Annotated in this window: 22 protein-coding genes; 10 read left to right on the forward strand and 12 right to left on the reverse strand. The window is 70.3% G+C overall.

Going from position 1 to position 20,538, the window contains the following annotated elements:
* Positions 1-163: 163 nt before the first annotated feature.
* A complete protein-coding gene (locus tag IFR14_RS19320; protein WP_191941987.1) occupies positions 164-3,328 on the forward strand; it encodes a glycoside hydrolase family 2 TIM barrel-domain containing protein in 3,165 nt (1,054 codons plus the stop codon).
* Here the strand turns inward: IFR14_RS19320 and IFR14_RS19325 are convergent.
* Together IFR14_RS19325 and IFR14_RS19330 are read right to left on the reverse strand one after the other, a co-directional pair.
* Complete coding sequence (locus tag IFR14_RS19325) at positions 3,306-4,562, reverse strand: FAD-dependent oxidoreductase (protein WP_191941988.1); 1,257 nt, start codon at positions 4,560-4,562, stop codon at positions 3,306-3,308. The two genes, IFR14_RS19320 and IFR14_RS19325, sit on opposite strands and share 23 nt — an antisense overlap.
* Positions 4,563-4,576: 14 nt before the next feature.
* Entirely contained in the window at positions 4,577-4,882 is a 306-nt protein-coding gene (locus tag IFR14_RS19330; RefSeq protein ID WP_079706423.1) for a DUF3072 domain-containing protein, read from the reverse strand.
* A gap of 136 nt (positions 4,883-5,018) precedes the next feature.
* Between IFR14_RS19330 and IFR14_RS19335 the strand changes: the two genes are divergently transcribed.
* Positions 5,019-5,789 carry an NADPH-dependent F420 reductase gene (locus tag IFR14_RS19335; RefSeq protein WP_249407048.1) on the forward strand — a complete coding sequence of 257 codons (771 nt, stop codon included), beginning with the start codon at positions 5,019-5,021 and terminating at the stop codon, positions 5,787-5,789.
* Here the strand turns inward: IFR14_RS19335 and IFR14_RS19340 are convergent.
* Complete coding sequence (locus tag IFR14_RS19340) at positions 5,731-6,516, reverse strand: alpha/beta fold hydrolase (protein ID WP_191941989.1); 786 nt, start codon at positions 6,514-6,516, stop codon at positions 5,731-5,733. The two genes, IFR14_RS19335 and IFR14_RS19340, sit on opposite strands and share 59 nt — an antisense overlap.
* Before the next feature lie 73 nt (positions 6,517-6,589).
* On the opposite strand from IFR14_RS19340, the gene IFR14_RS19345 reads away from it, so the two are divergent.
* The gene (locus IFR14_RS19345) at positions 6,590-7,294 is read left to right on the forward strand and encodes a helix-turn-helix transcriptional regulator (protein WP_191941990.1); all 705 of its coding nucleotides are present in this window, start codon (positions 6,590-6,592) and stop codon (positions 7,292-7,294) included.
* 38 nt (positions 7,295-7,332) lie between these two features.
* Positions 7,333-8,694, forward strand: a complete 1,362-nt coding sequence (locus IFR14_RS21060; protein WP_249407049.1) for an HNH endonuclease signature motif containing protein — start codon at positions 7,333-7,335, stop codon at positions 8,692-8,694.
* A 22-nt stretch (positions 8,695-8,716) separates the two neighbouring features.
* On the opposite strand, the gene IFR14_RS19355 is transcribed toward IFR14_RS21060, so the two are convergent.
* The 6 genes from IFR14_RS19355 to IFR14_RS19380 all read right to left on the reverse strand — a co-directional run bounded on the left by IFR14_RS19355 (position 8,717) and on the right by IFR14_RS19380 (position 13,245).
* The gene (locus tag IFR14_RS19355) at positions 8,717-9,238 is read right to left on the reverse strand and encodes a hypothetical protein (RefSeq protein ID WP_191941991.1); all 522 of its coding nucleotides are present in this window, start codon (positions 9,236-9,238) and stop codon (positions 8,717-8,719) included.
* 129 nt (positions 9,239-9,367) lie between these two features.
* Positions 9,368-10,231 carry an NAD-dependent epimerase/dehydratase family protein gene (locus IFR14_RS19360; protein WP_191941992.1) on the reverse strand — a complete coding sequence of 288 codons (864 nt, stop codon included), beginning with the start codon at positions 10,229-10,231 and terminating at the stop codon, positions 9,368-9,370.
* Positions 10,232-10,241: 10 nt separating this feature from the next.
* The gene (locus IFR14_RS19365; protein WP_138945500.1) at positions 10,242-10,637 is read right to left on the reverse strand and encodes an AraC family ligand binding domain-containing protein; all 396 of its coding nucleotides are present in this window, start codon (positions 10,635-10,637) and stop codon (positions 10,242-10,244) included.
* Positions 10,637-11,077, reverse strand: a complete 441-nt coding sequence (locus IFR14_RS19370; protein WP_138945501.1) for a cupin domain-containing protein — start codon at positions 11,075-11,077, stop codon at positions 10,637-10,639. The genes IFR14_RS19365 and IFR14_RS19370 overlap by 1 nt, the downstream gene beginning before the upstream one ends.
* Before the next feature lie 45 nt (positions 11,078-11,122).
* Positions 11,123-11,947, reverse strand: a complete 825-nt coding sequence (locus IFR14_RS19375; protein ID WP_191941993.1) for a phosphoenolpyruvate hydrolase family protein — start codon at positions 11,945-11,947, stop codon at positions 11,123-11,125.
* Positions 11,948-11,949: 2 nt separating this feature from the next.
* Complete coding sequence (locus tag IFR14_RS19380; RefSeq protein WP_191941994.1) at positions 11,950-13,245, reverse strand: Tm-1-like ATP-binding domain-containing protein; 1,296 nt, start codon at positions 13,243-13,245, stop codon at positions 11,950-11,952.
* A 247-nt stretch (positions 13,246-13,492) separates the two neighbouring features.
* Here IFR14_RS19380 and IFR14_RS19385 point away from each other — a divergent pair, with 247 nt between their 5' ends.
* The 4 genes from IFR14_RS19385 to IFR14_RS19400 all read left to right on the forward strand — a co-directional run bounded on the left by IFR14_RS19385 (position 13,493) and on the right by IFR14_RS19400 (position 17,790).
* Positions 13,493-16,147, forward strand: coding sequence for an alpha-L-rhamnosidase (locus tag IFR14_RS19385; protein ID WP_191941995.1), 2,655 nt, complete (start codon positions 13,493-13,495; stop codon positions 16,145-16,147).
* Between the two features lie 57 nt (positions 16,148-16,204).
* Complete coding sequence (locus IFR14_RS19390) at positions 16,205-17,218, forward strand: LLM class flavin-dependent oxidoreductase (protein WP_137244175.1); 1,014 nt, start codon at positions 16,205-16,207, stop codon at positions 17,216-17,218.
* A 63-nt stretch (positions 17,219-17,281) separates the two neighbouring features.
* Positions 17,282-17,533: a type II toxin-antitoxin system Phd/YefM family antitoxin gene (locus tag IFR14_RS19395; RefSeq protein ID WP_191941996.1), complete on the forward strand. Its 252-nt coding sequence runs from the start codon at positions 17,282-17,284 to the stop codon at positions 17,531-17,533.
* On the forward strand, positions 17,530-17,790 hold the full coding sequence (locus tag IFR14_RS19400; protein WP_056010787.1) for a Txe/YoeB family addiction module toxin: 261 nt from the start codon (positions 17,530-17,532) through the stop codon (positions 17,788-17,790). Before IFR14_RS19395 ends, IFR14_RS19400 begins: the two co-directional genes overlap by 4 nt.
* Here the strand turns inward: IFR14_RS19400 and IFR14_RS19405 are convergent.
* The gene (locus IFR14_RS19405; RefSeq protein WP_121292220.1) at positions 17,784-18,020 is read right to left on the reverse strand and encodes a hypothetical protein; all 237 of its coding nucleotides are present in this window, start codon (positions 18,018-18,020) and stop codon (positions 17,784-17,786) included. The genes IFR14_RS19400 and IFR14_RS19405 overlap by 7 nt on opposite strands.
* Entirely contained in the window at positions 18,017-18,910 is an 894-nt protein-coding gene (locus IFR14_RS19410) for an SDR family oxidoreductase (protein WP_191941997.1), read from the reverse strand. Before IFR14_RS19410 ends, IFR14_RS19405 begins: the two co-directional genes overlap by 4 nt.
* A 77-nt stretch (positions 18,911-18,987) precedes the next feature.
* Between IFR14_RS19410 and IFR14_RS19415 the strand changes: the two genes are divergently transcribed.
* Positions 18,988-19,548 (forward strand): TetR family transcriptional regulator, encoded by a 561-nt coding sequence (locus IFR14_RS19415; protein WP_191941998.1) that lies wholly within the window; start codon positions 18,988-18,990, stop codon positions 19,546-19,548.
* A gap of 20 nt (positions 19,549-19,568) precedes the next feature.
* Here the strand turns inward: IFR14_RS19415 and IFR14_RS19420 are convergent, their stop codons facing one another.
* The gene (locus tag IFR14_RS19420; protein WP_191941999.1) at positions 19,569-19,922 is read right to left on the reverse strand and encodes a DUF952 domain-containing protein; all 354 of its coding nucleotides are present in this window, start codon (positions 19,920-19,922) and stop codon (positions 19,569-19,571) included.
* Positions 19,923-19,966: 44 nt separating this feature from the next.
* Here IFR14_RS19420 and IFR14_RS19425 point away from each other — a divergent pair, with 44 nt between their 5' ends.
* Complete coding sequence (locus IFR14_RS19425) at positions 19,967-20,527, forward strand: TetR/AcrR family transcriptional regulator (protein ID WP_191942000.1); 561 nt, start codon at positions 19,967-19,969, stop codon at positions 20,525-20,527.
* Positions 20,528-20,538: the final 11 nt, after the last annotated feature.

Consider the following 20,538-nt stretch of genomic DNA (forward strand, 5'->3'; position numbering starts at 1 on the left):
CATCCATCCACCCACCAATCCACCCACTCCCTGTTCTCTTCCACTGTCCCTTTCTCAGGAGTCCCTCGGTGTGGCGGCCGCTGGCCGGGCCGGCGCGCCGAGGAACTCCTGAGAAAGGGACAACAGGCAGTGAAGGTTGCACGACGATGAAGGTTGCACCACGATGAACGACTCAGCAGGGCTCGCGGCGTCGTGGGTCGAAGACCCGATCCCGGGAACCGGGCGGCGGCGACCCCGGGCCGACGAACTGAGCGACGCGCGTCGGCTGTCCCTCAACGGCGACTGGGCGTTCACGCTCTCGCCCACGGCCGACGGGACGGGCGACACCTTCGGTGATCCGTCGCTCGACGACTCCTCCTGGGACCGCATCCGGGTGCCCGCGCACTGGGTCCTCGAGGGCCACGGGCAGCCGCTGCACACGAACACCGCGTTCCCGATCCCGATCGACCCGCCTCGCATGCCCGAGGAGAACCCGACGGGTGACTACCGCCGTACCTTCACCCTGCCGGAGGACTGGCGACGCTCTGACACGGTGCTGCGCTTCCAAGGTGTCGACTCCTGCGGGACCGTGTGGTTGAACGGCGTGCTCCTCGGCCACAGCAAGGGCAGCCGGCTCCCGGTGGAGTACGACGTCGGGGAGCACCTCGTCTCCGGTGAGAACGTCCTCGCCGTGCGGGTGCACCGGTGGTCGAGCGGCACCTACCTGGAGGACCAGGACATGTGGTGGTTGCCGGGGATCTTCCGCGACGTCGACCTCCTGGAACGCCCGGCCGGCGCGATCGACGACGTCCAGGTCCGCGCGAGCTACGACCACCGCGACGGCATCGGCGTCCTGCGTGTCGACACCGACGTCCCCGGCCTCGTCGACGTCCCCGAGCTCGGCATCCGCGACCTCCCCACCGGCACCGCGACCGCTCTGCCGGTCGAGCCCTGGAGCGCCGAGGTACCGCGCCTCTACACGGCGCACCTCAGGCCGCGACCGACCGACGAGACGCCCGTGGCCGGCGAGACCGTCGAGCTGCGCATCGGGTTCCGCACCGTCTCCATCGAGGACGGCCGCTTCCTCGTGAACGGCGTCCCGGTGCTGTTCCGCGGGGTCAACCGGCACGAGCACGACCAGGACCGCGGCCGTTCGCTCGACACGGAGACCATGCGGCAGGACATCCTGCTCATGAAGCGGCACAACATCAACGCCGTGCGCACGAGCCACTACCCGCCCCACCCCGACTTCCTCCGCCTCTGCGACGAGCTGGGCCTGTGGGTGGTCGAGGAGTGCGACCTCGAGACCCACGGCTTCATCTACACCGACTGGGCCGGCAATCCGCCGACGGAACCGGTCTGGCGCGACGCGATGCTCGACCGTGTCCAGCGGATGGTCGAGCGCGACAAGAACCACCCGTCGATCGTCGTCTGGTCGATGGCGAACGAGAGCTGGGTCGGCGAGAACTTCGACGTGCTGGAGCAGTGGATCCGCGATCGCGACCCGTCTCGGCCGATCATGTACGAGCGCGATCCGTCCTACCGGAACTCGGACTTCTCGAGCCTCATGTACCCCGACCAGGAGCTGCTCGAGGCCATCGGCCGTCGCGAGGAACCGACTCCCGCGGGCGTCGTGGCGGGGTCGCCGGACGACGTGCGTCGGCGGAGGCTCCCGTTCCTGCTCTGCGAGTACGCGCACGCGATGGGCAACGGACCGGGGTCGCTCGTCGACTACCAGCGGATCCTCGAGTCCTCCGACCGGTTCTGCGGCGGCTTCGTCTGGGAGTGGATCGACCACGGCTTCCGCAGCACCGACGCCGCCGGGAACGAGTTCGTCATGCACGGTGGCGATGTCGCCTTCCGACCGAACGGCGGACGCTACTGCCTCGACGGACTCGTCTTCGCCGACCGCACGCCCTCCCCCGGCCTCGCCGAGCTGCACGCCGCGATCAGTCCGGTCGAGCTCCTCCTCGACGTCCACAACTCCTGCTCGTGCGGCGCGAGCCGGAGGACGGGCCCCGACTCGCGGGCGGCGGACACGGCGATCGGTGCGGTCTGCAGGAGTTGTGGACGACAAACCGGGGGCAGGCTGACGGTGCGCAACAAGTACGACGTGCGGTCGCTCGACCACCTCGCGCTGCGATGGGTCATGGAGGACGACGGTATCGCGGTCGCGTCCGGTGAACTGGAGATGCCTGCGGTGGGTGCCCGGAGGGAGACGACCGTCGACCTGCCGACCGGTGCGCTCGTCGCACCGACAACCGTCGACGTCGATCCGGTCACCGGCGCACCCGTCGAGCGTTGGCTCACCGTGCGCGCGGTCCTGGCGACCGACGAGCCGTGGGCGGCAGCGGGACACGAGGTCGCGTTCGGGCAGGCGCAGATCCATGCCGACCGAACGGCGGATCCGACCGACGTCACCACTCCGGTCCCGATCGCGGCTCGCCCGGCTGCTGCCTCGGTCGACCGCACGCCGGGCCACCGCATCACCCTCGGCGCAGGCTCCTTCGACGCCCGCACCGGCCGACTCCGCGCGCTCGGCGACCTGGAGTTCGACGGCCCCGTCCTCGACATCATGCGCGCACCCACCGAGAACGACCGGGGCCAGGGGCCGCGGAACACGGCCGCAGCCAGTTGGAAGCTCACGGGACTCGACCGCTTCCTCCACCGGACCGACGCCGTCGAGCGGATCGACGACGGGCAGGGCGGCGGCCTGCGGGTCTCCGGCCGCAGCGCCCCGGCCGCGCACGGGCTCGGCCTGCGCTGGACGTTCGACTGGACCGACGTGGGCGGCGCCCTGGACCTGTCGGTCACCGTCGTCCCCGAGGGGATATGGGAGCACACCCCCATCGGCGATCACGTGCTGACGTTGCCGCGCCTGGGCCTCCGACTCGGACTACCGGGCAGCTACACGGATGCGACGTGGTTCGGTCGCGGACCGGGCGAGTCGTACGTCGACAGCCTCGCCGCGGCACGCGTCGGTCGCTTCACGAGCAGTGTCGACGGGCTCCAGACCGACTACCCGGTGCCCGAGGAGAACGGCAACCACGTCGGGACGCGGTGGGTGGAACTCACCGGCGACGGCCTGCCGACCCTGCGAGCCGAGCAGCTGCAGGACACCGGCTTCGACTTCACCGCCCGACGGTGGACGAGCGAAGCGCTCGAGGAGGCCCGCCACCCGCAGGACCTCCGAGACTCCGGCCGCGTATGGCTCAACCTCGACCACGCCCAGCAGGGCCTCGGCAGCTCGTCGTGCGGCCCGGCCCTGCCCGAGCGCTACCGCGTGCCGGTGGCGGAGACGACCTTCGGCGTGCGGTTGCGGACGCTCACGCCCGCCCCTGCAGGATGAGGTTCCAGTACACCCAGGGCAGGACGTAGCGGTCGGCGATGAACGTGAACCGACGCTCCTTCGCGAGTCCGTTCCAGAAGGGGATCGAGGGCTTCGGGCGGTAGCGGTCGTCGAACTCGGCGAACACCACCGTCCCGCGGGAGACCGTGAACGGGCACACCGAGTAGCCGTTGTAGACGGTGCTCGGCTCCTGGCCGGACCGCACGGCGACGAGGTTCTTCGCGAGGGTCTTCGTCTGTTGCCGGAGGGCTCCGCCGGACTTCGAACTCATCACCGCGGCGGCGTCTCCGAGCGCCCAGACGTCGGGGAACCGCGGATGCCGCAGGGTCAGTGAGTCGACCTCGACGAACCCACCCGGGTTGCCGGGGTCGGCGAGCGCCGTGGCCGCGAGCCAGTCGGGTGCGGACTGCGGCGGCACGGCGTGGAGGACATCGTAGGGGATCTCCTCCCGGAGTCCGCCCGTCACGCCGTCCTGCCCGCGATCCGGGCCGTCCTGCGGGTCGGTCTGCGCGATGGTCACCACGCGCTGCTCCGGATCGACCGCGACGAGCTCGCGCGAGAACCGCACCTCGATGCCGTACTCGGCGACCTTGCGGTCGAGTTCGGCGTCGATCATCGGCATGCCGAACATCGTGGGTGTGGGCACGACCAGCACCACACGGATGTCGTCGAGGACGCCCGTCCGCCGCCAGTAGTCGCACGCGAGGTACATCGGCTTCTGTGCGGCACCCGAGCAGCTCGCGGGGCCGGCGGGCTGCGTGAACACGACGGTGCCGGAGCGGACCGACCGGAGCACCCGCGAGGCCTTCTGCGCGTACTCGAAGGTGTAGTTGGAGATCCCCACCGGCGACGCCATCGCCTCCGTCAGACCGGGCACGGCGTCCCAGTCCTGCTGGATGCCCGGAGCGACGATGAGCTGGTCGTACTCGACGGCGGTTCCGGATTCCAGCGTCACCGTCTTCGCGACCGGGTCGATGGACTGGACCCGGTCCTGGACCCAGGTCACGCCCTTCGGCGTCACGGCGAGCTGTGGCCTCGTGGCGACCGACGCGGACGCGGTCCCGCCCGCGACGTGCGAGAACATCGGCTGGTACCGGTGGTGCTCCCGCGGTTCGATGACCGCGACGTCATCGACGCCGTATCGCCGGAGCCTCCCGGCGACGGAGAGACCGGCGTTGCCGCCACCGACGACGACCACCTCGTGATGGAGCTGTGCCGTCCTGGGATCGGTCACGGTGGCGGCGGCGCTCAGGATCCGGACTGACCGCGACCGGTGGCGTTCTGCAGCCGGTCGATGTGCTCGGAGGCCTGCGCCTTCGTCAGGTCGGCGGGGAGCTCCTCGCCGGCCTCGCGCGCCAGGGTGTCGAGGTAGCTGCGCTGCGGGCCGGTCATCGGCTCGTCGCCGGTGACCCAGTCCTCGGGGTCCTTGCTCGCGCTCGTCGAGCTGTCGTCGCCCCGGGCTCCGAGGGTCTCCTCGGTGGCGCCGATCGTCTCGGGGGCTCCGGAGGTCGTGGCGTCAGGGGTCGTTGCATCGGTCTGTTCTGCGTCAGTCATGCGGCAACGGTACGTCGAGTGGGCGATCGGGCAGGAGGGGTTGCGCGGCCCGCGCGATCGGTGTCGGAATAGCGACGGACGACCCCCGGTTGACCCAGGCGACCGCGTGCGGCCGCACCGTCCACGAAGGAGACCCATGTCCGACACCGCTTCCGGAACCGACCGATCCGCCGACGAGCCGACTCCGTCGCAGGGCATCACCATCGGCATCCTCGGCGCCGGCAAGGTCGGCACGGTCCTGGGACGACTCGCGGTCGCCGCCGGATACCGGGTGCTCATCAGCGGATCACGCGACGCCGCCCGGATCGCCCTGACGATCGACGTCCTCGCTCCGGGTGCCGTCGCCACGACCGCCGCCGAGGCAGCGGCCCAGGCCGACCTCGTCATCCTCGCGCTGCCCCTCGGCAAGCACCGGTCGGTGCCCGTCGACGAGCTGCGCGGCAAGCTCGTCATCGACTCCATGAACTACTGGTGGGAGGTCGACGGACATCGCGACGACCTCAGCGCGCCGGAGACCTCGACGAGCGAGCTGGTCGCCGCCTTCCTGCCGGAGTCACGGGTCGTGAAGGCGTTCAACCACATGGGGTACCACGACCTCGACGGGGAGCCGCGTCCGGCCGGCACGCCGGGCCGCAAGGGTATCGCGATCGCCGGCGACGCCCCGCGGACCGGGCAGCCGCCTCGGCCGTGGTCGACGCCCTCGGGTTCGACCCCGTCGAGATCGGACCGTTGCGCGCGGGCGTCGTCCTCGAACCCGGACACGAGCTCTTCGGGGCGAACATCGGGGCCGACGAGATCCGCGAGGTCGCCGAGGTGCGGGCATTGGCCGAAGCCGAGGCGGGCGTCCGCTAGGCGACGCGGCGGGTTCCAGCGTCAGATCGGTCTCGACCGTTCGGTCGCGGGGTGAGCGCCGCTGAGCGGATCACCTCCGCGAGCTCGCCGGCACGGCTCCACATCGGCCAGTGACCTGTCGGGAGGTCGACGACCTCGACCGTCTCGAGCCCCGCGACCTCGGCGAACATGGGGTGTCCGCCTCGGGCCAGGTCCAGCACTTGCGCGCTCGGGATCGAACAGCACACCAGGGTGGTCGGGACGGCGGCGCGGGCCTCGTTGGTCAGCTCGACAGCCTGTCGGAGGACGGACCCCGGCTCGGGGACCGCCCGGGCGCGGAACCGGTCGAGGACCTCGGCGCTCAAGCCGTCGAGGCTCGCCTGCTGGGCGAGGACGTCGAAGGCCGGGAGCGGAAGCTCGTCCACGTCGTCCGGGAGGTCCGGCGCGAAGACCGTTCCGGACGCCAGCGGGCCGGAGTCCACCCAGACCACCCGGCGGACGAGCTCCGGATGCCGGTCGAGGAGCAGGCTGACGGGCGCGTTGGCGCCGCTGTGCGCGACGATGACCGCTGGGTCGTCCGCGGAGACGTCCCGCCGGGCGAGGACCTCCGTGATCGCGGCCACTTGGTCGTCGAGGGTCCTGCTGGACCGGTCGGGATCGGCGTCGTCGAGGCCGGGCAGGGTGATCGCGACGGCGCGCGAGCGGTCGGGGTCGAGATGGTCGATGACGTCGTCCCAGGCCCAGGCGCCCAGCCAGTGGCCGGCGATGAGGATGATGGTCGGGGTGTCGTTCTGTGTGTTCATGACTCCAGCCTGAAGCGCACTCCAGGCAGCTGTGTGTCACTATTTCTGTCATGAATCTCGAACTCGTGAGCCGATGAAGCGGGCGGAACGGCTCCACGCCCTGTCCGAGACACTGCGTCGGGGTGGATCGCGAGGAACCTCCGCCGAGCGGTTGGCGAGGGACTTCGGCGTCTCGGTGCGCACCGTCAAGCGAGACCTGCAGGCGCTCGAGCGGAGCGGGGCGCCCATCTGGTCACGCCCCGGACCAGGTGGCGGATACGGCTTGGCCGTCGGGGCGACGCTACCCCCGGTCAGCCTGTCCCCGGTGCAGGCGGTGGCGCTCATGTCGGCGGTGTCCGCGGCACCCGACGCCCCCTACGCGGACCTGGCGGCCGCCGGAGTGCAGAAGATCCTGGACGTCCTCGACCCCAGGACCCGGGCACGAGCCGACGCACTGGCCGGTCGGATCTGGGTCGATGCGCCCCCGACCGCTTCGCGCGTCGTCCGATCGGCGCTCGAAGCGGCGATGGCCGAGCAACGGGTCGTCCGCATCCGGTACACCTCGCGGGCCGGGAGCACGACCACGCGCGACGTCGAGCCCGTGCTGTTCGCCTCGACGAACGGTCAGTGGTACCTCGTCGGATGGTGCCGAATGCGCGACGCAATGCGGTGGTTCACCGTGGCGCGCATCGAGCGAGCCAGCGTGACGTCGGTGGGCTGCAGCGGCCACACGGTGAAGGAGGTCGGCGACCCTCCCGCGAACGCGGCCCCGGTCCACGGTCACGGAAACTCGTACTGACCATCTCGAATGTCAGTGGTCCATGATGGACTGGAGGCATGATCACCACCGAGCGCCGCGAGTACCCGAGCGATGTGTTCGCAGCGCGCCTCGCCTCGTTCTCGGACCGCTTCGCGGAGCTCGCCCGGCGACGAGCCGCGCTCGACGCCGAGGAAGCCCGACTCCTCGCGGAGGCAGTGGCGTACGCTGACGCGACCACCTCCGCAGTGATGTCGTCGCGCATGTCCGAGTCGGAGGGACGCGACCTCGCACGGCGTTCGATCTGCGCATCGCTCGCCATGGCGACGCGTATGTCCGAGCCGACGCTGCAACACCGCATGGGTGAGGCGGAGACCCTCGTCCACCAGGCGCCGTCGGTGCTCGAAGCGCTGGAACGCGGCACGATCAGCGCCGGACATGCCAGGGCCGTGACCGACCAGCTGCGCGACGTCCCGGCCGGCGGGCGCGAGAGGTTCCTCCAGCAGGTGCTCCCGGTCGCCGAGCGGACCACGCCGGCGCTCCTCAAGCGACGCGCCCGGGTGCTGCGCGAACGGTTGCACCCCGAGTCGATCACGGTGCGAGCGCGCCGTTCTCGAGCCGACCGCCGAGTGACGATCGAGCCCGCCGCAGACGGCATGGCCTGGCTGAACCTCATGACGACCGCACCCATCGCGTACGCGATCATGTCGCGGCTCGACGGTGTTGCCGTGCCGGCTCGCGCCGCGGGCGACGACCGCACGCTCGCGCAGCTTCGCGCCGACGCGTTGGCCTCGCTCGCCGTGGCAGGCACCGTCAGCACCGACGGTGAGCCGATCCCCGCAGACCCGGAGTCGGGCGGGGAAGTGGTCTGGCTCGGGGGTGCGGGTGCCCCGAGCGACTGGGCCGCCAGGTCGGCTCAGCAGTCCGCGCTCATCGAGTGCCCCGTCGACGTCGAGGCGCACATCCGCCCTTCCGTCCAGCTCGGCGTGCCCGTCCTCTCGCTACTCGGCGTCACCGATGAACCGAGCACCCTCGACGGCTACGGGCCGATCGACCCCGAAACCGCCGCCCGGCTCGCGGTCGCAGCCCCGTCCATGACGAGAGTGCTCACCCAACCAGAGAGCGGCGCCGTCCTCTCCGTCGGCCGCGAGCAGTACCGGGTGCCGGCCGATCTCCAGCGCGCGGTGCGCCTGCGCGACGTCACGTGTCGGGCACCGGGATGCGGCCGGCAGGCGCGCAACTGCGACCTCGACCACACCACGGCGTGGGAGCACGGTGGCACCACGAGTATCGACAATCTGGCCACCCTCTGCCGTCATCACCATCGACTCAAACACCTACCCGGGTGGGAGGTCGAGCATCGCCCTGGCGGCACACTCCATTGGACGACACCTGACGGACGTCAACACGAAACAAGACCGGCCTTCGCCGAGACCGGATGATCGAACGAACGCCGTGCGGTGTTCAGACGATTGTCCTGAGGTAGACGACAACGGTACCGTCCGCCATGTCGCCACGCGCAGCCTGTCCCTTCCCGAAGCGGATCGGGTTCACAGCGATCGCTCCATCCTGCTCGAGCTTGCCCATCAAGCCCGCGGAGGCCGTCACGGCGGTCGCGGCCGTCGGCACCTCGGCGGAGGAGGTGAACTCGAGCCTGGCGGTATAGGTGATGGACAGGATGCCTGATCTCCGCAACTCACTGACGAGTACGTCGTCATCGAGGTCGACGCCGAACACCGTCTCGACCGACGATCGCAACTCGACCTGGCATTCGGACTCGACGGAGGCGTAACCGCACGTCTTGACCTGCCCGTCGAGAGTCGGGTAGGTGCCCTGGAATGATCCGATACCGAACCCGATCACCGCGATCACCGCGGCGACACCGGCCACGAGCATCGCGAGCGTGGTTGCGAACCGGCGAGCAGCCTGCCTGAACGGAGTCCTCGGATACTCCCGCTCGTGGAAGAACCCATCAGCCAAGGGCACGACCGCACCCGGCGCGGTTTCTTCCGTCGGCGGCTCGGTCGATGACCCGGTCATACTTCCCCCAACGCGGCGGTCCACCCCCGGACCGCCGCTCGCTCACCCTACCCGCACCGAATTCGAGGCGGCCGGTCAGCCCCGCGTCGACTGCTCGCGCTCGAACTCGTCCCGCCAGGAGTACTCGGGCTCGAAGCCGAGCCGTGTGCGGGCCTTGTCGATGGACATGAGCGTCTCGAACTCGCCGAGCCCCGCCCGCAGCGGGACACCGGGGAAGTGCGTCGCCGCGAGCTCCGCCGACGGCACGGTCGTCCCGTTGTCGGAGGCGCACACGTCATAGACCTCGAAGCCGGGCTCCGCTCGGGTCAGCGCCAGCGCGACCGCCTGCGCACCGTCACGTGCGTCGACATAGCTGAACAGGAGATCGCGTCGGTACCCGGGCTCCGACGCCCGCGCGAAGGTCCCGTACTCCCCCGGCGCCACGACGTTCGTGAACCGCAGCGCCGTGATCGACGTCCCGTCGGCCCACCGCACCAGCTGTGCGGCCATCGCCTCCTCGGCGACCTTCCCGAGCGCGTAGGTGTTGTTCGCGCGACTGACGGTCTCGTCGATCGGCAGGAACTCGGGCGCCTCCTCGAACGGGAATCCCATGGCCGTGATGCTCGATGCCGTCACGATCGTCCGGATCCCCGCCCGCAGCGCCGCGTGCAGCACGTTGAACGACACGGTCAGGTTGTTGTGGAACGTCGCCGCATCCGGCACGAGCCCGTTCACCGGGATCGCCGCCAGGTGCACCACGGCGTCGACACCTGCGAACCTCGCCGTCACCCCGAGCAGGCTGTCGATCGTCTGCCCGTAGTCGGCCAGGTCCACACGGGTGAACCCCGGCCCGGCAGTGCCCGCGACATCGAGCCCGTGCACGTCGTGGCCGTCCCGCCGCAGTCGTTCGACGGTGGCGGAACCGAGCTTGCCCGAACTCCCGGTGACGGCGATGCGCATACGGATGATCCTAGGCTCGGGCCGGGAAGTCAGCAGGCAGCGGGAGCGCGGTCACCACGTGCCCGGCGGCGTCCTCGTCGTTCGCATGCAGATGGCCGACGCGCCCACCGGCCGGGAGTCCCGTCTCCGTGAAGAAGCCGCGGATCGTCTCGTACACTTCGACGATGTCGTGGGTGTCGCCGGCCTGCGTCAGCACGATGTCGCCCGACTGCACGTAGCGCTCACCACCGTCGACGAGCACCTTCCCCTTGCCCTCGGTGATGAACCAGATCTCGTGGTCGTCGTGGTGGTGCCGGTCGAACCGTCCACCGTCGACCGACACCGCGAAGCGCCCGATCGTGCCGATCTCGCTCCAGTCCGGCTTCGAACCCGGATGCACCCAGGAGCCCGGTTCGATCACCGGCATCAGCGGTCCTGCTTCCAGCTCGGGGCCGTTCCGGCGTCGAGGATGCGCGCGTCGGGCAGGCCGTCGAGCCCCGTCTCCGCGCCACCCGGCGTGTACACGACCGACAGCCGCAGCGGGCGCCACGTCGTGTTGTAGGTGGAGTGCACGGTGTCCTTCGGGATGTACACGGCGTCGCCCTCGCGGATCGGGAACGCCGGACCGTCGCCGACCGTCTGGACCCCCTCACCGGAGATCACCGTGATGACCTCCTCCTCGCCCGGGTGCTGGTGGGGTGCGTGGCCCTGCCCGGGGTAGACGATGACCTCGCCGACCGTGAGCCCGGCGCCCTCGTCGAGATGCGGGGTGACGAGCCACTTGATGGTGCCCCAGTCGAAAACCCGGGTGGGGACCTCGTCGGGGCGACGGCCGGCGGTGGCAGGGGTGATGGCGTGTTCGGTCATGTGAGGCTCCTCATCGAGTGGTCGTGCGGTGGGCGGTGCGGGCGGTCAGCGGGTCTGGATCGCTTTGAAGTCCTCGATCTGGCGCTTGATGGCGCGCTCGGTCGGGAGACGCTCGACGGATGATGCGCCGAAGAACCCGGAGACACCCGTCGTGTTGGCGAGGATGTAGGCGGCGTCCTCGGGCTCGGCGATCGGACCGCCGTGGCACAGCACGATGACGTCGGGGTTGATCGCGACGGCCGCGTCCCGCATCTCCTGTACCCGGTGCGCCGACTCCTCCAGCGAGAGCGCCGTGGTCGCGCCGATCGTGCCGGCGGTCGTGAGGCCCATGTGCGGGACGAGGACGTCGGCACCCGCCTCGGTCATCGCGACCGTCGACTGGACGTCGAAGACGTACGGCGCCGTGAGGAGGTCGCGCTCGGTGGCGAGGCGGATCATGTCGACCTCGAGGTCGTAGCCCATGCCCGTCTCCTCGAGGTTCTGGCGGAAGACGCCGTCGAAGAGCCCGACGGTCGGGAAGTTCTGCACGCCGGTGAACCCCATCGTCTTGAGTTCATCGAGGAAGCGCTCCATGATCCGGAACGGGTCCGTCCCGTTCACGCCGGCGAGCACCGGGGTGTCGCGGACGATCGGCAGCACCTCCCGGCTCATCTCCACGACGACCTGGTTGGCGTCCCCGTAGGCGAGCAGCCCCGACAGTGAGCCGCGACCGGCCATCCGATACCGGCCGGAGTTGTAGATGATGATGAGGTCGACACCGCCCGCCTCCGCGGACTTCGCCGAGATGCCGGTGCCCGCCCCGGCGCCGATGACGGCCTCACCGCGCGCGACGGTGGCACGGAGACGTTCAAGTGCGATGGTCCTGTCCATGGTCAGTCCTCTTCCGTTGTGCTGTGCTGGCCGCTGCTGTTCCGCTCGATCAGGGCGTGCAGGGTGTCGGCTGCGATCCTCGCGAACACCGGATCGTTGAGGTGTTCCGGACGGTCGACGACGGTGACCGCACTGCCCGCCACGCCCGCGAGCACCGCATCGACGAGCGCCGCGTCGGCCGCCGGGTCGCGGAAGGGCAAGCCCTCGGCGTCGAGCGCCGAGACACCGCCGCGCGGGATCAGCAGGACGGTGGGGGCCTCGGCTCCTGCGAGCTTCGCCCCGATCCGCTCGCCCAGTTCGCGGTTCTCGTCGACCGTGGTGCGCATGAGCGTCACCGTCGCGTTGTGGACGAAGAAGTCGCGATCGGAGAACCGCTCCGGCACGGTGTCGCGAGGGCCGAAGTTCACCATGTCGAGCGCACCGAGGCTGACGAGCTGCGGGACGCCTGCCGCGCCGGCCGCGGTGAGTCGGTCGGGGCCCGCCGTCAGCACGCCGCCGACGAGGTCGTCGGCGAGTTCGGTGGTGGTGAGGTCGAGGACCCCCGCGAGCATGCCGCTGCGGGCGAGTGACTCCAGCGCCTGCCCACCCGAGCCGGTGGCGTGGAAGACGAGGACCTCGTAGCCGAGTTCGTCGAGGCGCTCGCGAGCCACGTCGACCGCGGGCGTCGTGACCCCGAACATCGACGCCCCGACGAGCGGGCGGTCCGTCCGTTCGGCGGACGAGGCCGGACCGCGCGCCTGCGCAGCCGCCGCCATGCCGGCGATGGCCGCCACCGCGTTCCCGAGGACGGCACGGGAGATCTGGTTGATCCCGGCGATGTCGACCACGCTGTAGATGAGCGTCACGTCGTTCGCGCCGACGTACGGCGCGACGTCCCCGGACGCCATCGTCGACACGAGGAGCTTCGGGGCCCCGATCGGCAGTTCGCGGAAGACCCGGGCGGCGATGGCCGACCCGCCGCTGCCGCCGAGGGCGAGGACGGCGTCGACCCGCCCGGAGGCGTGCAGCCGGCCGATCACGGTCGCGGCACCCTCGGCCATCGCACTCACGGCGGCGCCACGGTCCTCCGCGGCGAGGAGCGTCTCGAGATCGGTCCCGGCAGTGGCCGCCACCTCGTGGTTCGGGTGGTCCACGGCAGCGTCGTACCCGTGGGGCTCGCGCGTTCCGGCGTCGACGACCACGACGTCCGCGCCCAGTTCGCCGAGACGCTCGGCGACCCATCGGTACTCGGCACCCTTGGTATCGAGGGTGCCGACGAGGGCGACGGTCGGTCTGGCTGGTGCTTCGGGTGCTGTCATCGTCGCTCTCCATCGTCGTCGTCGTGAGCGCGGGCCGGCCGCGTATCGGCGCGCCCCACCTGACGGATCCGCTTCGACCCCGCCAGCGCCTCCATCCTGGTCCAGGTTTTGAAACGTGTCAAGAAGTGTCGCACCATCCTCGCTTTCTTGCATACCAACGCTGTAGCATCGGGTTTTGAAACGTGTCAGAGTTGATCGCCGAGCGAGCTGCGACGCGCCCTGCCTGACGAAAGGACCAGCAGCCACGATGGTGACCACGAGCGCCCCCAGATTCGAGCACCTCCGCGAGGCCCGAGGGATCGGCGACGCCACCCCGAGGCTGAGCTGGACGAATCTGGCGCCCGCCGGCTGGGAGCAGCACGCCGCCGAGATCGAGATCACCCGCGACGGACGGGTCACGACCACGGGCCGGGTCGCCACCGGTGAATCCGTCCTCGTCGCCTGGCCCGCCGCTCCGCTCCGCTCGCGTGAGGTGGCATCGGTGCGCGTGCGGGTGTGGGGCACCGACAGCGGCCCTGGCCGGGCGGTCGAGGCGGCCGACTGGAGCCCCGTGGCGACGGTCGAGGCCGGCCTGCTCGTACCGGGCGACTGGGTCGCGGTGCCGGTCGCAGCCGACTGGGATGAGGAGCCGGAGAGCGACACGCGTCGGCCACCGCTGCTGCGGCGGGACTTCACCGTCGGTGCCGACCTCGTGTCGGCGCGGTTGTACCTCACGGCGCACGGCGTCTACGAGGCGGAGATCAACGGTCGTCGCGTCGGGGACGAGGCGCTCGCGCCGGGCTGGACCAGCTACGCGAGCCGGCTGCGCACGGCGACGCACGATGTCACCGAGCTCCTGCAGCCAGGCGACAACGCCATCGGCTCCTGGATGGGCGACGGCTGGTACCGGGGCCGCTTGGGGTGGCGCGGTGGCTTCCGCAACCTGTTCGGCTCGGACCTGTCGCTCATCGCCCAGCTCGAACTCCGCTATGAGGACGGTCGCGTCGAGACCATCGTGACCGACGAGCACTGGCGCGCCTCGTTCGGCCCCATCATCAGCTCCGGCAACTACGACGGTGAGCACTACGACGCCCGCGAGGAGCTCCCCGGATGGTCGGAGCCCGGCTTCGACGACAGTGGGTGGGCCGGCGTACGGATCGGCACACGCGACCCCGCCACCTTCGTCGCGCCGCAGGGACCCCCGGTGCGCGCGACGCAGGAGGTCGCGCCGATCGCGGTCCTCACGAGCCCGAGCGGCAGGCGCATCCTCGACCTCGGCCAGAACCTCGTCGGTCGACTGCGGATCCGGGTCACCGGTCCGGCGGGCGAGACGGTCGTGATCCGGACCGCGGAGGTCATGCAGGAGGGCGAGATCTACACCCGTCCACTCCGCGAGGCGAAAGCGACGGACAGCTACACCCTTGCCGGCCGCCCGGCCCCGGCCGACGGAGGTCCCGCGGAGGAATGGGAGCCGCGGTTCACGATCCACGGCTTCCGGTACGCGGAGATCACCGGATGGCCGGGCGATCTCGACGTGGCGGTCGCGAACGGCGACGTCGTGGCGCGGGTCTACCACTCCGACCTCGAGCGGACGGGCTGGTTCGAGAGCTCCGACGAGCGGGTGGACCGCCTGCACGAGAACGTGCTGTGGAGCATGCGTGGGAACTTCGTCGATCTCCCCACCGACTGCCCGCAGCGGGACGAGCGCGTGGGCTGGACCGGCGACCTGCAGGTCTTCGCACGCACCGCCTCGTTCCTGTACGACGTGTCGGGCATGCTCGGCTCCTGGTTGCGCGACGTCGCGGTCGAGCAGCACGAGGACGGCACCGTGCCCTGGTACGTCCCGTTCATCCCCGACGACGGCCAGTGGACGCCGAACCGACCCGGCGCCGTGTGGGGCGACGTCGCCGTCCTCACCCCGTGGGTGCTCTACGAGCGCTTCGGCGACATCGGCGTCCTGGCGGCCCAGTACGACAGCGCGAAGCGGTGGGTCGACCTCGTCCACCGGCTCTCCGGCCCTGACCACCTGTGGAACGAGGGGTTCCAGCTGGGCGACTGGCTCGACCCGGCCGCACCACCGGATCGCCCGGCGGAGTCGCTCACCGACCGCCACCTCGTCGCCACCGCCTACTCGGCCTGGTCCACGGCGCACCTCGCGAAGACCGCCGCCGTGCTCGGCCGAGTGGACGACGCTGAGCACTACGCCGAGCTCGCTGAGGCGACCCGCCGGGCGTTCCTCGCGGAGTACGTCGGCGAGGACGGGCTGATGACGAGTGACGCCCAGACCGCGTACTCGCTCGCGATCGCGTTCGAGCTCCTACCGGACCCGGCGGCTGTGGACCGCGCCGGCGAGCGGCTGAGCGCCCTCGTCGCCGCCGCCGGCAACCGCATCGCGACGGGCTTCGTCGGGACGCCGATCGTGAGCGACGCACTGACCACGTCCGGCCATCTCGACCGCGCCTACGACCTCCTGCTCGAGGACGAGTGCCCGTCCTGGCTGTACGCGGTGGGACAGGGGGCGACCACGATCTGGGAGCGCTGGGACAGCATGCTGCCCGACGGGACCGTGAACCCGGGGCAGATGACCTCGTTCAACCACTACGCGCTCGGAGCGGTGGCCGACTGGCTCCACCGGGTCGTCGCCGGTATCGCTCCAGCCGCACCCGGCTACCGCTCGATCCTGTTCCGGCCCCGACCCGGCGGCGGGCTCACCCACGCCTCGGCCGTGCACCTGACACCCTACGGGCGGGCCTCGATCGCCTGGCGGATCGAGGCGGGCGTGCTGCACGTCGACATCGAGGTCCCCACCGGCACGACGGCGATGATCGACCTCCCCGGCCACCCACCGTTCCCCGTCCGCTCCGGCCTCCACACCGTTGCTCGCGAACTGTCACTTCCGGCTAGTGTGCAGGCCTCGCACTAGCCGCAGGCGACAGTTCGCGGGCGGAATAGGGGGGAACTGGGGCCGGTTGAATCAACCGTGAAGAAGATCGGGTTCCTGTCCTTCGGACACTGGCAAGACGTTCCGGGCTCCAGCGTGCGCACCGGGCGTGACGCACTGCTGCAGAGCATCGACCTCGCGGTCGCGGCGGAGGAGGTCGGTGTCGACGGCGCGTACGTGCGCGTGCACCACTTCGCTCGGCAGCTCGCGTCGCCGTTCCCGCTCCTGGCGGCGATGGCGGCGAAGACCTCGACGATCGAACTCGGCACCGGTGTCATCGACATGCGGTACGAGAACCCGCTCTACATGGCCGAGGAGGCGGCGGCCACCGACCTCATCAGCGACGGCCGACTGCAGCTCGGCGTGAGCCGGGGATCACCCGAGACGGCCCTCCGCGGGTCGGAGTCGTTCGGTTACGTGCCGGGCGACGATGAGACCGACGCGGACATCGCCCGCTCGCACACCGAGGTGTTCCGTGCGGCCATCGCCGGCGCGGGCGTGGCGCGTGCCAACCCGCAGATGACGGGGACCAACGGACTACTCGCGATCCAGCCGCAGTCGCCGGAGCTCGGCGAGCGCATCTGGTGGGGCGCCGGTTCCCGGTCCACGGCGGTGTGGACCGCGGAGCAGGGCATGAACCTCATGTCGTCGACGCTCCTCACCGAGGACACCGGCGTGCCGTTCGACGAACTGCAGGCGGAGCAGATCCAGATGTTCCGTGACGCCTGGTCAGAGGCCGGTCACGAGTGGCAGCCGCGGGTCTCCGTGAGCCGCAGCATCCTGCCGCTCATCGACGACGAGACGCGCCGCTACTTCGGACTGCGCGCCCAGGCAGACTCGAAGGATCAGGTCGGACACCTCGACGGCGGACTCGCGCGCTTCGGCCGCAGCTTCATCGGCGAGCCCGACGTCATCGCCGCAGAGCTCGCGGCCGACGCCGCCGTGCAGGCCGCCGACACCGTCCTCGTCACCGTCCCGAACCAGCTCGGCGTCGAGTTCAACGCGCGCATCCTGGAGTCGATCGTCAAGGACATCAAGCCGGCGCTCGGGTAGCCCGAGGAGGCCAACGGCGAACTGGAGTGGTACGCTTTTCTGTACCACTCCAGGAGGCTCTTCATGTCAGCGATCACCGCGACCGACGCACGCAAAAACTTGTTCGGTCTCATCCAGCAGGTGAACGACGACCACGTCCCGGTCGAGGTCGTGTCGAAGCGGGGAAACGCGGTCCTCGTCTCGAAGGACGATTACGACGCCATGGTCGAGACGGCCTACCTGCTCCGCAACGCCAAGGGCGCCGAGCGCCTCCTCGCCTCGATCGAACGCGCTCGGAACGGCGAGTTCGAGACCCACAAGCTGCTCGGCGCGTGACCCGGCAGCTGGCCTTCGACCGCAGCGGCTGGGAGGACTACACCTCCTGGCAGAGCCAAGACCGCAAGACGCTCAAGCGGATCAATCTGCTCATCCAGGACGTCCTCCGGGATCCGTTCGTGGGCATCGGGAAGCCCGAGCCCTTGAAGCACATCCTCTCAGGAGCCTGGTCCCGACGGATCGACGACGCGAACCGACTCGTGTACCTCGTGACCGACACCCACATCGTCATCCTGCAGGCGCGCGACCACTACTGACGATCGGCGCCGGTCCCGCCCGCGCGCAGCCACGGCCCGAAGGCGCGCACGAGGAGCGGCATCACGACGAAGGTGAGCAGCGAGACGAGCGTCACCGACAGGATGAGCGTCACCACCGGGATCGGCAGGCCGAGGATGAGTGGCCCGAGCGCCAACAGCAGCAGCGTGATGAGCGGGTACACCCCGAGCCAGGTGACGACCGCCATCTTCCAACGGGGCGGCGGCGTCATGCCGCGTACGCCCCAGCGGCGATGTCCTCGACCAGCGTCGGGCCGGTGGCATCCCATCCGTACGCGGCGCGGGTCGCCGCGCTGGACGCCGTCATCTCGGCTCCGAAGAAGCGCCCGATGAACCCGAAGTGGCCCATCGCGTCATCCGGGTCGATCGATGTCGTCGGGAGGCCGAGCATCCCGCCGATCGCCTCGGCGATCCGGCGCGTCTGCACGCCTTCCTCACCGACGGCGTGCACTCGGGCTCCCGCAGGAGCCTGCTCGAGCGCGAGTCGCACGAGTCGGGCCGCATCGCTGCGGTGCACGGCGGCCCAGGAGTTCGAGCCGTCGCCGATGTATCCGGAGACACCCGTGCGCTGCGCAGCCGCGACGATCTGTGCGATGAAGCCGTGGTCGTGGTGACCGTGCACCGTCGGTGCGAAGCGGAGAGCGATGCTCCGGACCCCGCGATCCTGGTAGTCGAACGCGAGGTTCTCGCTTCCACCGCGCATCGACTCCGGCCCGACGGCCGGGTGCGGATCGGTCTCGAGCACCGGCCGGTCCGCGTCGGGTCGGAACAGCCCTGAAGCGAGGCCGAGTGTCTTCCCGGACCCGACCAGCGCTTCGGCAAGCGTCTCGACCGCCATGCGCTCAGCGCGGTTCGACTCCGCAGGGTTCGACCAGTCGTGCTTGTTCGCGAGATGGAGCGTCGCCTCGGACTCCGCGGCACCGCGACGGAGCGACGCGAGGTCGTCAAGATCACCGCGGAGGACGACCGCCCCCTTCGCTTCGAGGGAAGCCGCGGAGGCGTTGCTGCGGGCGAGGCCGAGCACCTCGTGACCCGCCGCGAGCAACTCATCGACGGCGGCACTCCCGATCCAGCCACTTGCTCCGGTAACGAAAACACGCATGGCGCGCTCCTTTCATGTCAGTGAATGACATCACTCTAGCACCTGATGTCAGCCACTGTCATCGCTAAGATGGATCCATGGCTCGTTGGCAAGCGGATACCGAGGGGCGGCTCAAGCTGGCCGCCATCGAACTCTTCGGGACGCACGGATTCGAGGCCGTCACGGTGAGCGACATCGCCGCAGCCGTCGGTGTCACCGAGCGCACCTTCTTCCGCTACTTCACCGACAAGCGCGAGGTGCTGTTCACGAACCAGGACGACTATCAGGCGCGGTTCCTGGACGCCCTCCTCGCATCCGAAGCCACGGCGCCGATGACACTCGTCGAGGCCGCACTCCACGGGGGCGCGGCGTTCTTCGCGGACGAACGGCGCCCGTGGTCCCGCGCACGCCAGCGGATCGTCGACTCCAGCGCAGCCCTGATGGAACGCGAGTCGCTCAAGCGCAGCTCGCTCACCGACGCCCTCACGACCGCACTCATCGCAAAGGGCGTCGCGCCCGTACCCGCAGCACTCGCAGCGCAGAGCGGTTCCGCTGCCTTCCACCTGGCCTTCGCCGCCTGGATCGCCGACGATGAGACGAGATCGTTCACCGAACTGCTCGACGACGTCCTCGCCGACCTCCGCGCCCTCCTCGGCTGACCACGTGCGGCGCCTGAAGGTTAGGGCAACGTCTGCGGCGACTGCCAGGCACCCGAGCCGTCTCGCTCCAGCGGCAGCTCGGTGACGACGGCCGGCCCGGCGGTCGGGAGGGGTGCGAGCACGCGCGGTTCCGGTTCCAGAACCACCTCGATGCCCGCCGCCTGCAGCTCCTCCACGTCGAGCACGATGAGCACGAGCGGCAGCTGGAGCGACCCGTACACCCGCTCGAGCACCTCGGGTAGTCGGTCAGTGGTCGTCGCGTGGACGAAGCCGGCGTCGACGAACGGTACGGCTCGAGTCGACACCTCGTACTCGCCGAACGGCCGACTGGCCTCCCAATCGTCGACGATCGCGACATGCAGGATCTTCGTCATCTCCACCCTCTCCGTTTAATGAGACGTTACCGTATCATTAGAGCATGGAATCGAGACGTGGTCGCCCGACGGCAGCCGAACGCGACCGCCGGCGCGACGCGATCCTCGACGCCGCCATCCGCCGGTTCACCGAGCACGGGTACGGCGGGACGACGATCGAGGCGATCGCCGCCGACGCGGGCGTGACGAAGCGGACGATCTACACCTGGTTCGGCGATCTCGCCGGCATGCTGACGGCGGCGGTCGAACGGCAGCACGGGTATCTCCTCGCGGCCGACGAGCCAGGCTCCGAAGCCGAGCCCCTCGAGGACGCGGCGACACGACTCGTGATCGCGCTGCACTCGGACGTCTCGGTCGCGCTGCACCGACTCGTGATCGCGGAGTCCCCTCGGTTCCCCGAGGTCGCCGCCGGTTTCTACGCCGCCGGCCCGGCCCGCTCGATCGCGTTCCTCGCCGGCCACGTCGGCGAGCGGGCGGAGCAGCTCTACACCCTGCTCCTCGGCGAACCGCATCGACGCAGGCTGCTCGGCCTGGCCGCTGCGCCGACGCCCGATGGAGCCCGGGCACATGCCCGCGAGTGCCTGGCACTGGTCGTCGACGAATAGTCGACGCACCC

This window comes from Plantibacter sp. CFBP 8775, from assembly GCF_014839505.1.
GTDB classification, from domain to species: Bacteria; Actinomycetota; Actinomycetes; order Actinomycetales; family Microbacteriaceae; genus Plantibacter; species Plantibacter auratus.

What these genes read in the sequence shown, in the direction of transcription:
- IFR14_RS19320 (WP_191941987.1), top strand. Translation starts at nt 164, where the DNA reads ATGAACGACTCAGCAGGGCTCGCGGCGTCGTGGGTCGAAGACCCGATC.
- IFR14_RS19330 (WP_079706423.1), bottom strand. Translation starts at nt 4,882, where the DNA reads ATGACTGACGCAGAACAGACCGATGCAACGACCCCTGACGCCACGACC.
- IFR14_RS19335 (WP_249407048.1), top strand. Translation starts at nt 5,019, where the DNA reads ATGTCCGACACCGCTTCCGGAACCGACCGATCCGCCGACGAGCCGACT.
- IFR14_RS19340 (WP_191941989.1), bottom strand. Translation starts at nt 6,516, where the DNA reads ATGAACACACAGAACGACACCCCGACCATCATCCTCATCGCCGGCCAC.
- IFR14_RS19345 (WP_191941990.1), top strand. Translation starts at nt 6,590, where the DNA reads ATGAAGCGGGCGGAACGGCTCCACGCCCTGTCCGAGACACTGCGTCGG.
- IFR14_RS21060 (WP_249407049.1), top strand. Translation starts at nt 7,333, where the DNA reads ATGATCACCACCGAGCGCCGCGAGTACCCGAGCGATGTGTTCGCAGCG.
- IFR14_RS19360 (WP_191941992.1), bottom strand. Translation starts at nt 10,231, where the DNA reads ATGCGCATCGCCGTCACCGGGAGTTCGGGCAAGCTCGGTTCCGCCACC.
- IFR14_RS19365 (WP_138945500.1), bottom strand. Translation starts at nt 10,637, where the DNA reads ATGCCGGTGATCGAACCGGGCTCCTGGGTGCATCCGGGTTCGAAGCCG.
- IFR14_RS19370 (WP_138945501.1), bottom strand. Translation starts at nt 11,077, where the DNA reads ATGACCGAACACGCCATCACCCCTGCCACCGCCGGCCGTCGCCCCGAC.
- IFR14_RS19375 (WP_191941993.1), bottom strand. Translation starts at nt 11,947, where the DNA reads ATGGACAGGACCATCGCACTTGAACGTCTCCGTGCCACCGTCGCGCGC.
- IFR14_RS19380 (WP_191941994.1), bottom strand. Translation starts at nt 13,245, where the DNA reads ATGACAGCACCCGAAGCACCAGCCAGACCGACCGTCGCCCTCGTCGGC.
- IFR14_RS19385 (WP_191941995.1), top strand. Translation starts at nt 13,493, where the DNA reads ATGGTGACCACGAGCGCCCCCAGATTCGAGCACCTCCGCGAGGCCCGA.
- IFR14_RS19395 (WP_191941996.1), top strand. Translation starts at nt 17,282, where the DNA reads ATGTCAGCGATCACCGCGACCGACGCACGCAAAAACTTGTTCGGTCTC.
- IFR14_RS19405 (WP_121292220.1), bottom strand. Translation starts at nt 18,020, where the DNA reads ATGACGCCGCCGCCCCGTTGGAAGATGGCGGTCGTCACCTGGCTCGGG.
- IFR14_RS19410 (WP_191941997.1), bottom strand. Translation starts at nt 18,910, where the DNA reads ATGCGTGTTTTCGTTACCGGAGCAAGTGGCTGGATCGGGAGTGCCGCC.
- IFR14_RS19415 (WP_191941998.1), top strand. Translation starts at nt 18,988, where the DNA reads ATGGCTCGTTGGCAAGCGGATACCGAGGGGCGGCTCAAGCTGGCCGCC.
- IFR14_RS19420 (WP_191941999.1), bottom strand. Translation starts at nt 19,922, where the DNA reads ATGACGAAGATCCTGCATGTCGCGATCGTCGACGATTGGGAGGCCAGT.
- IFR14_RS19425 (WP_191942000.1), top strand. Translation starts at nt 19,967, where the DNA reads ATGGAATCGAGACGTGGTCGCCCGACGGCAGCCGAACGCGACCGCCGG.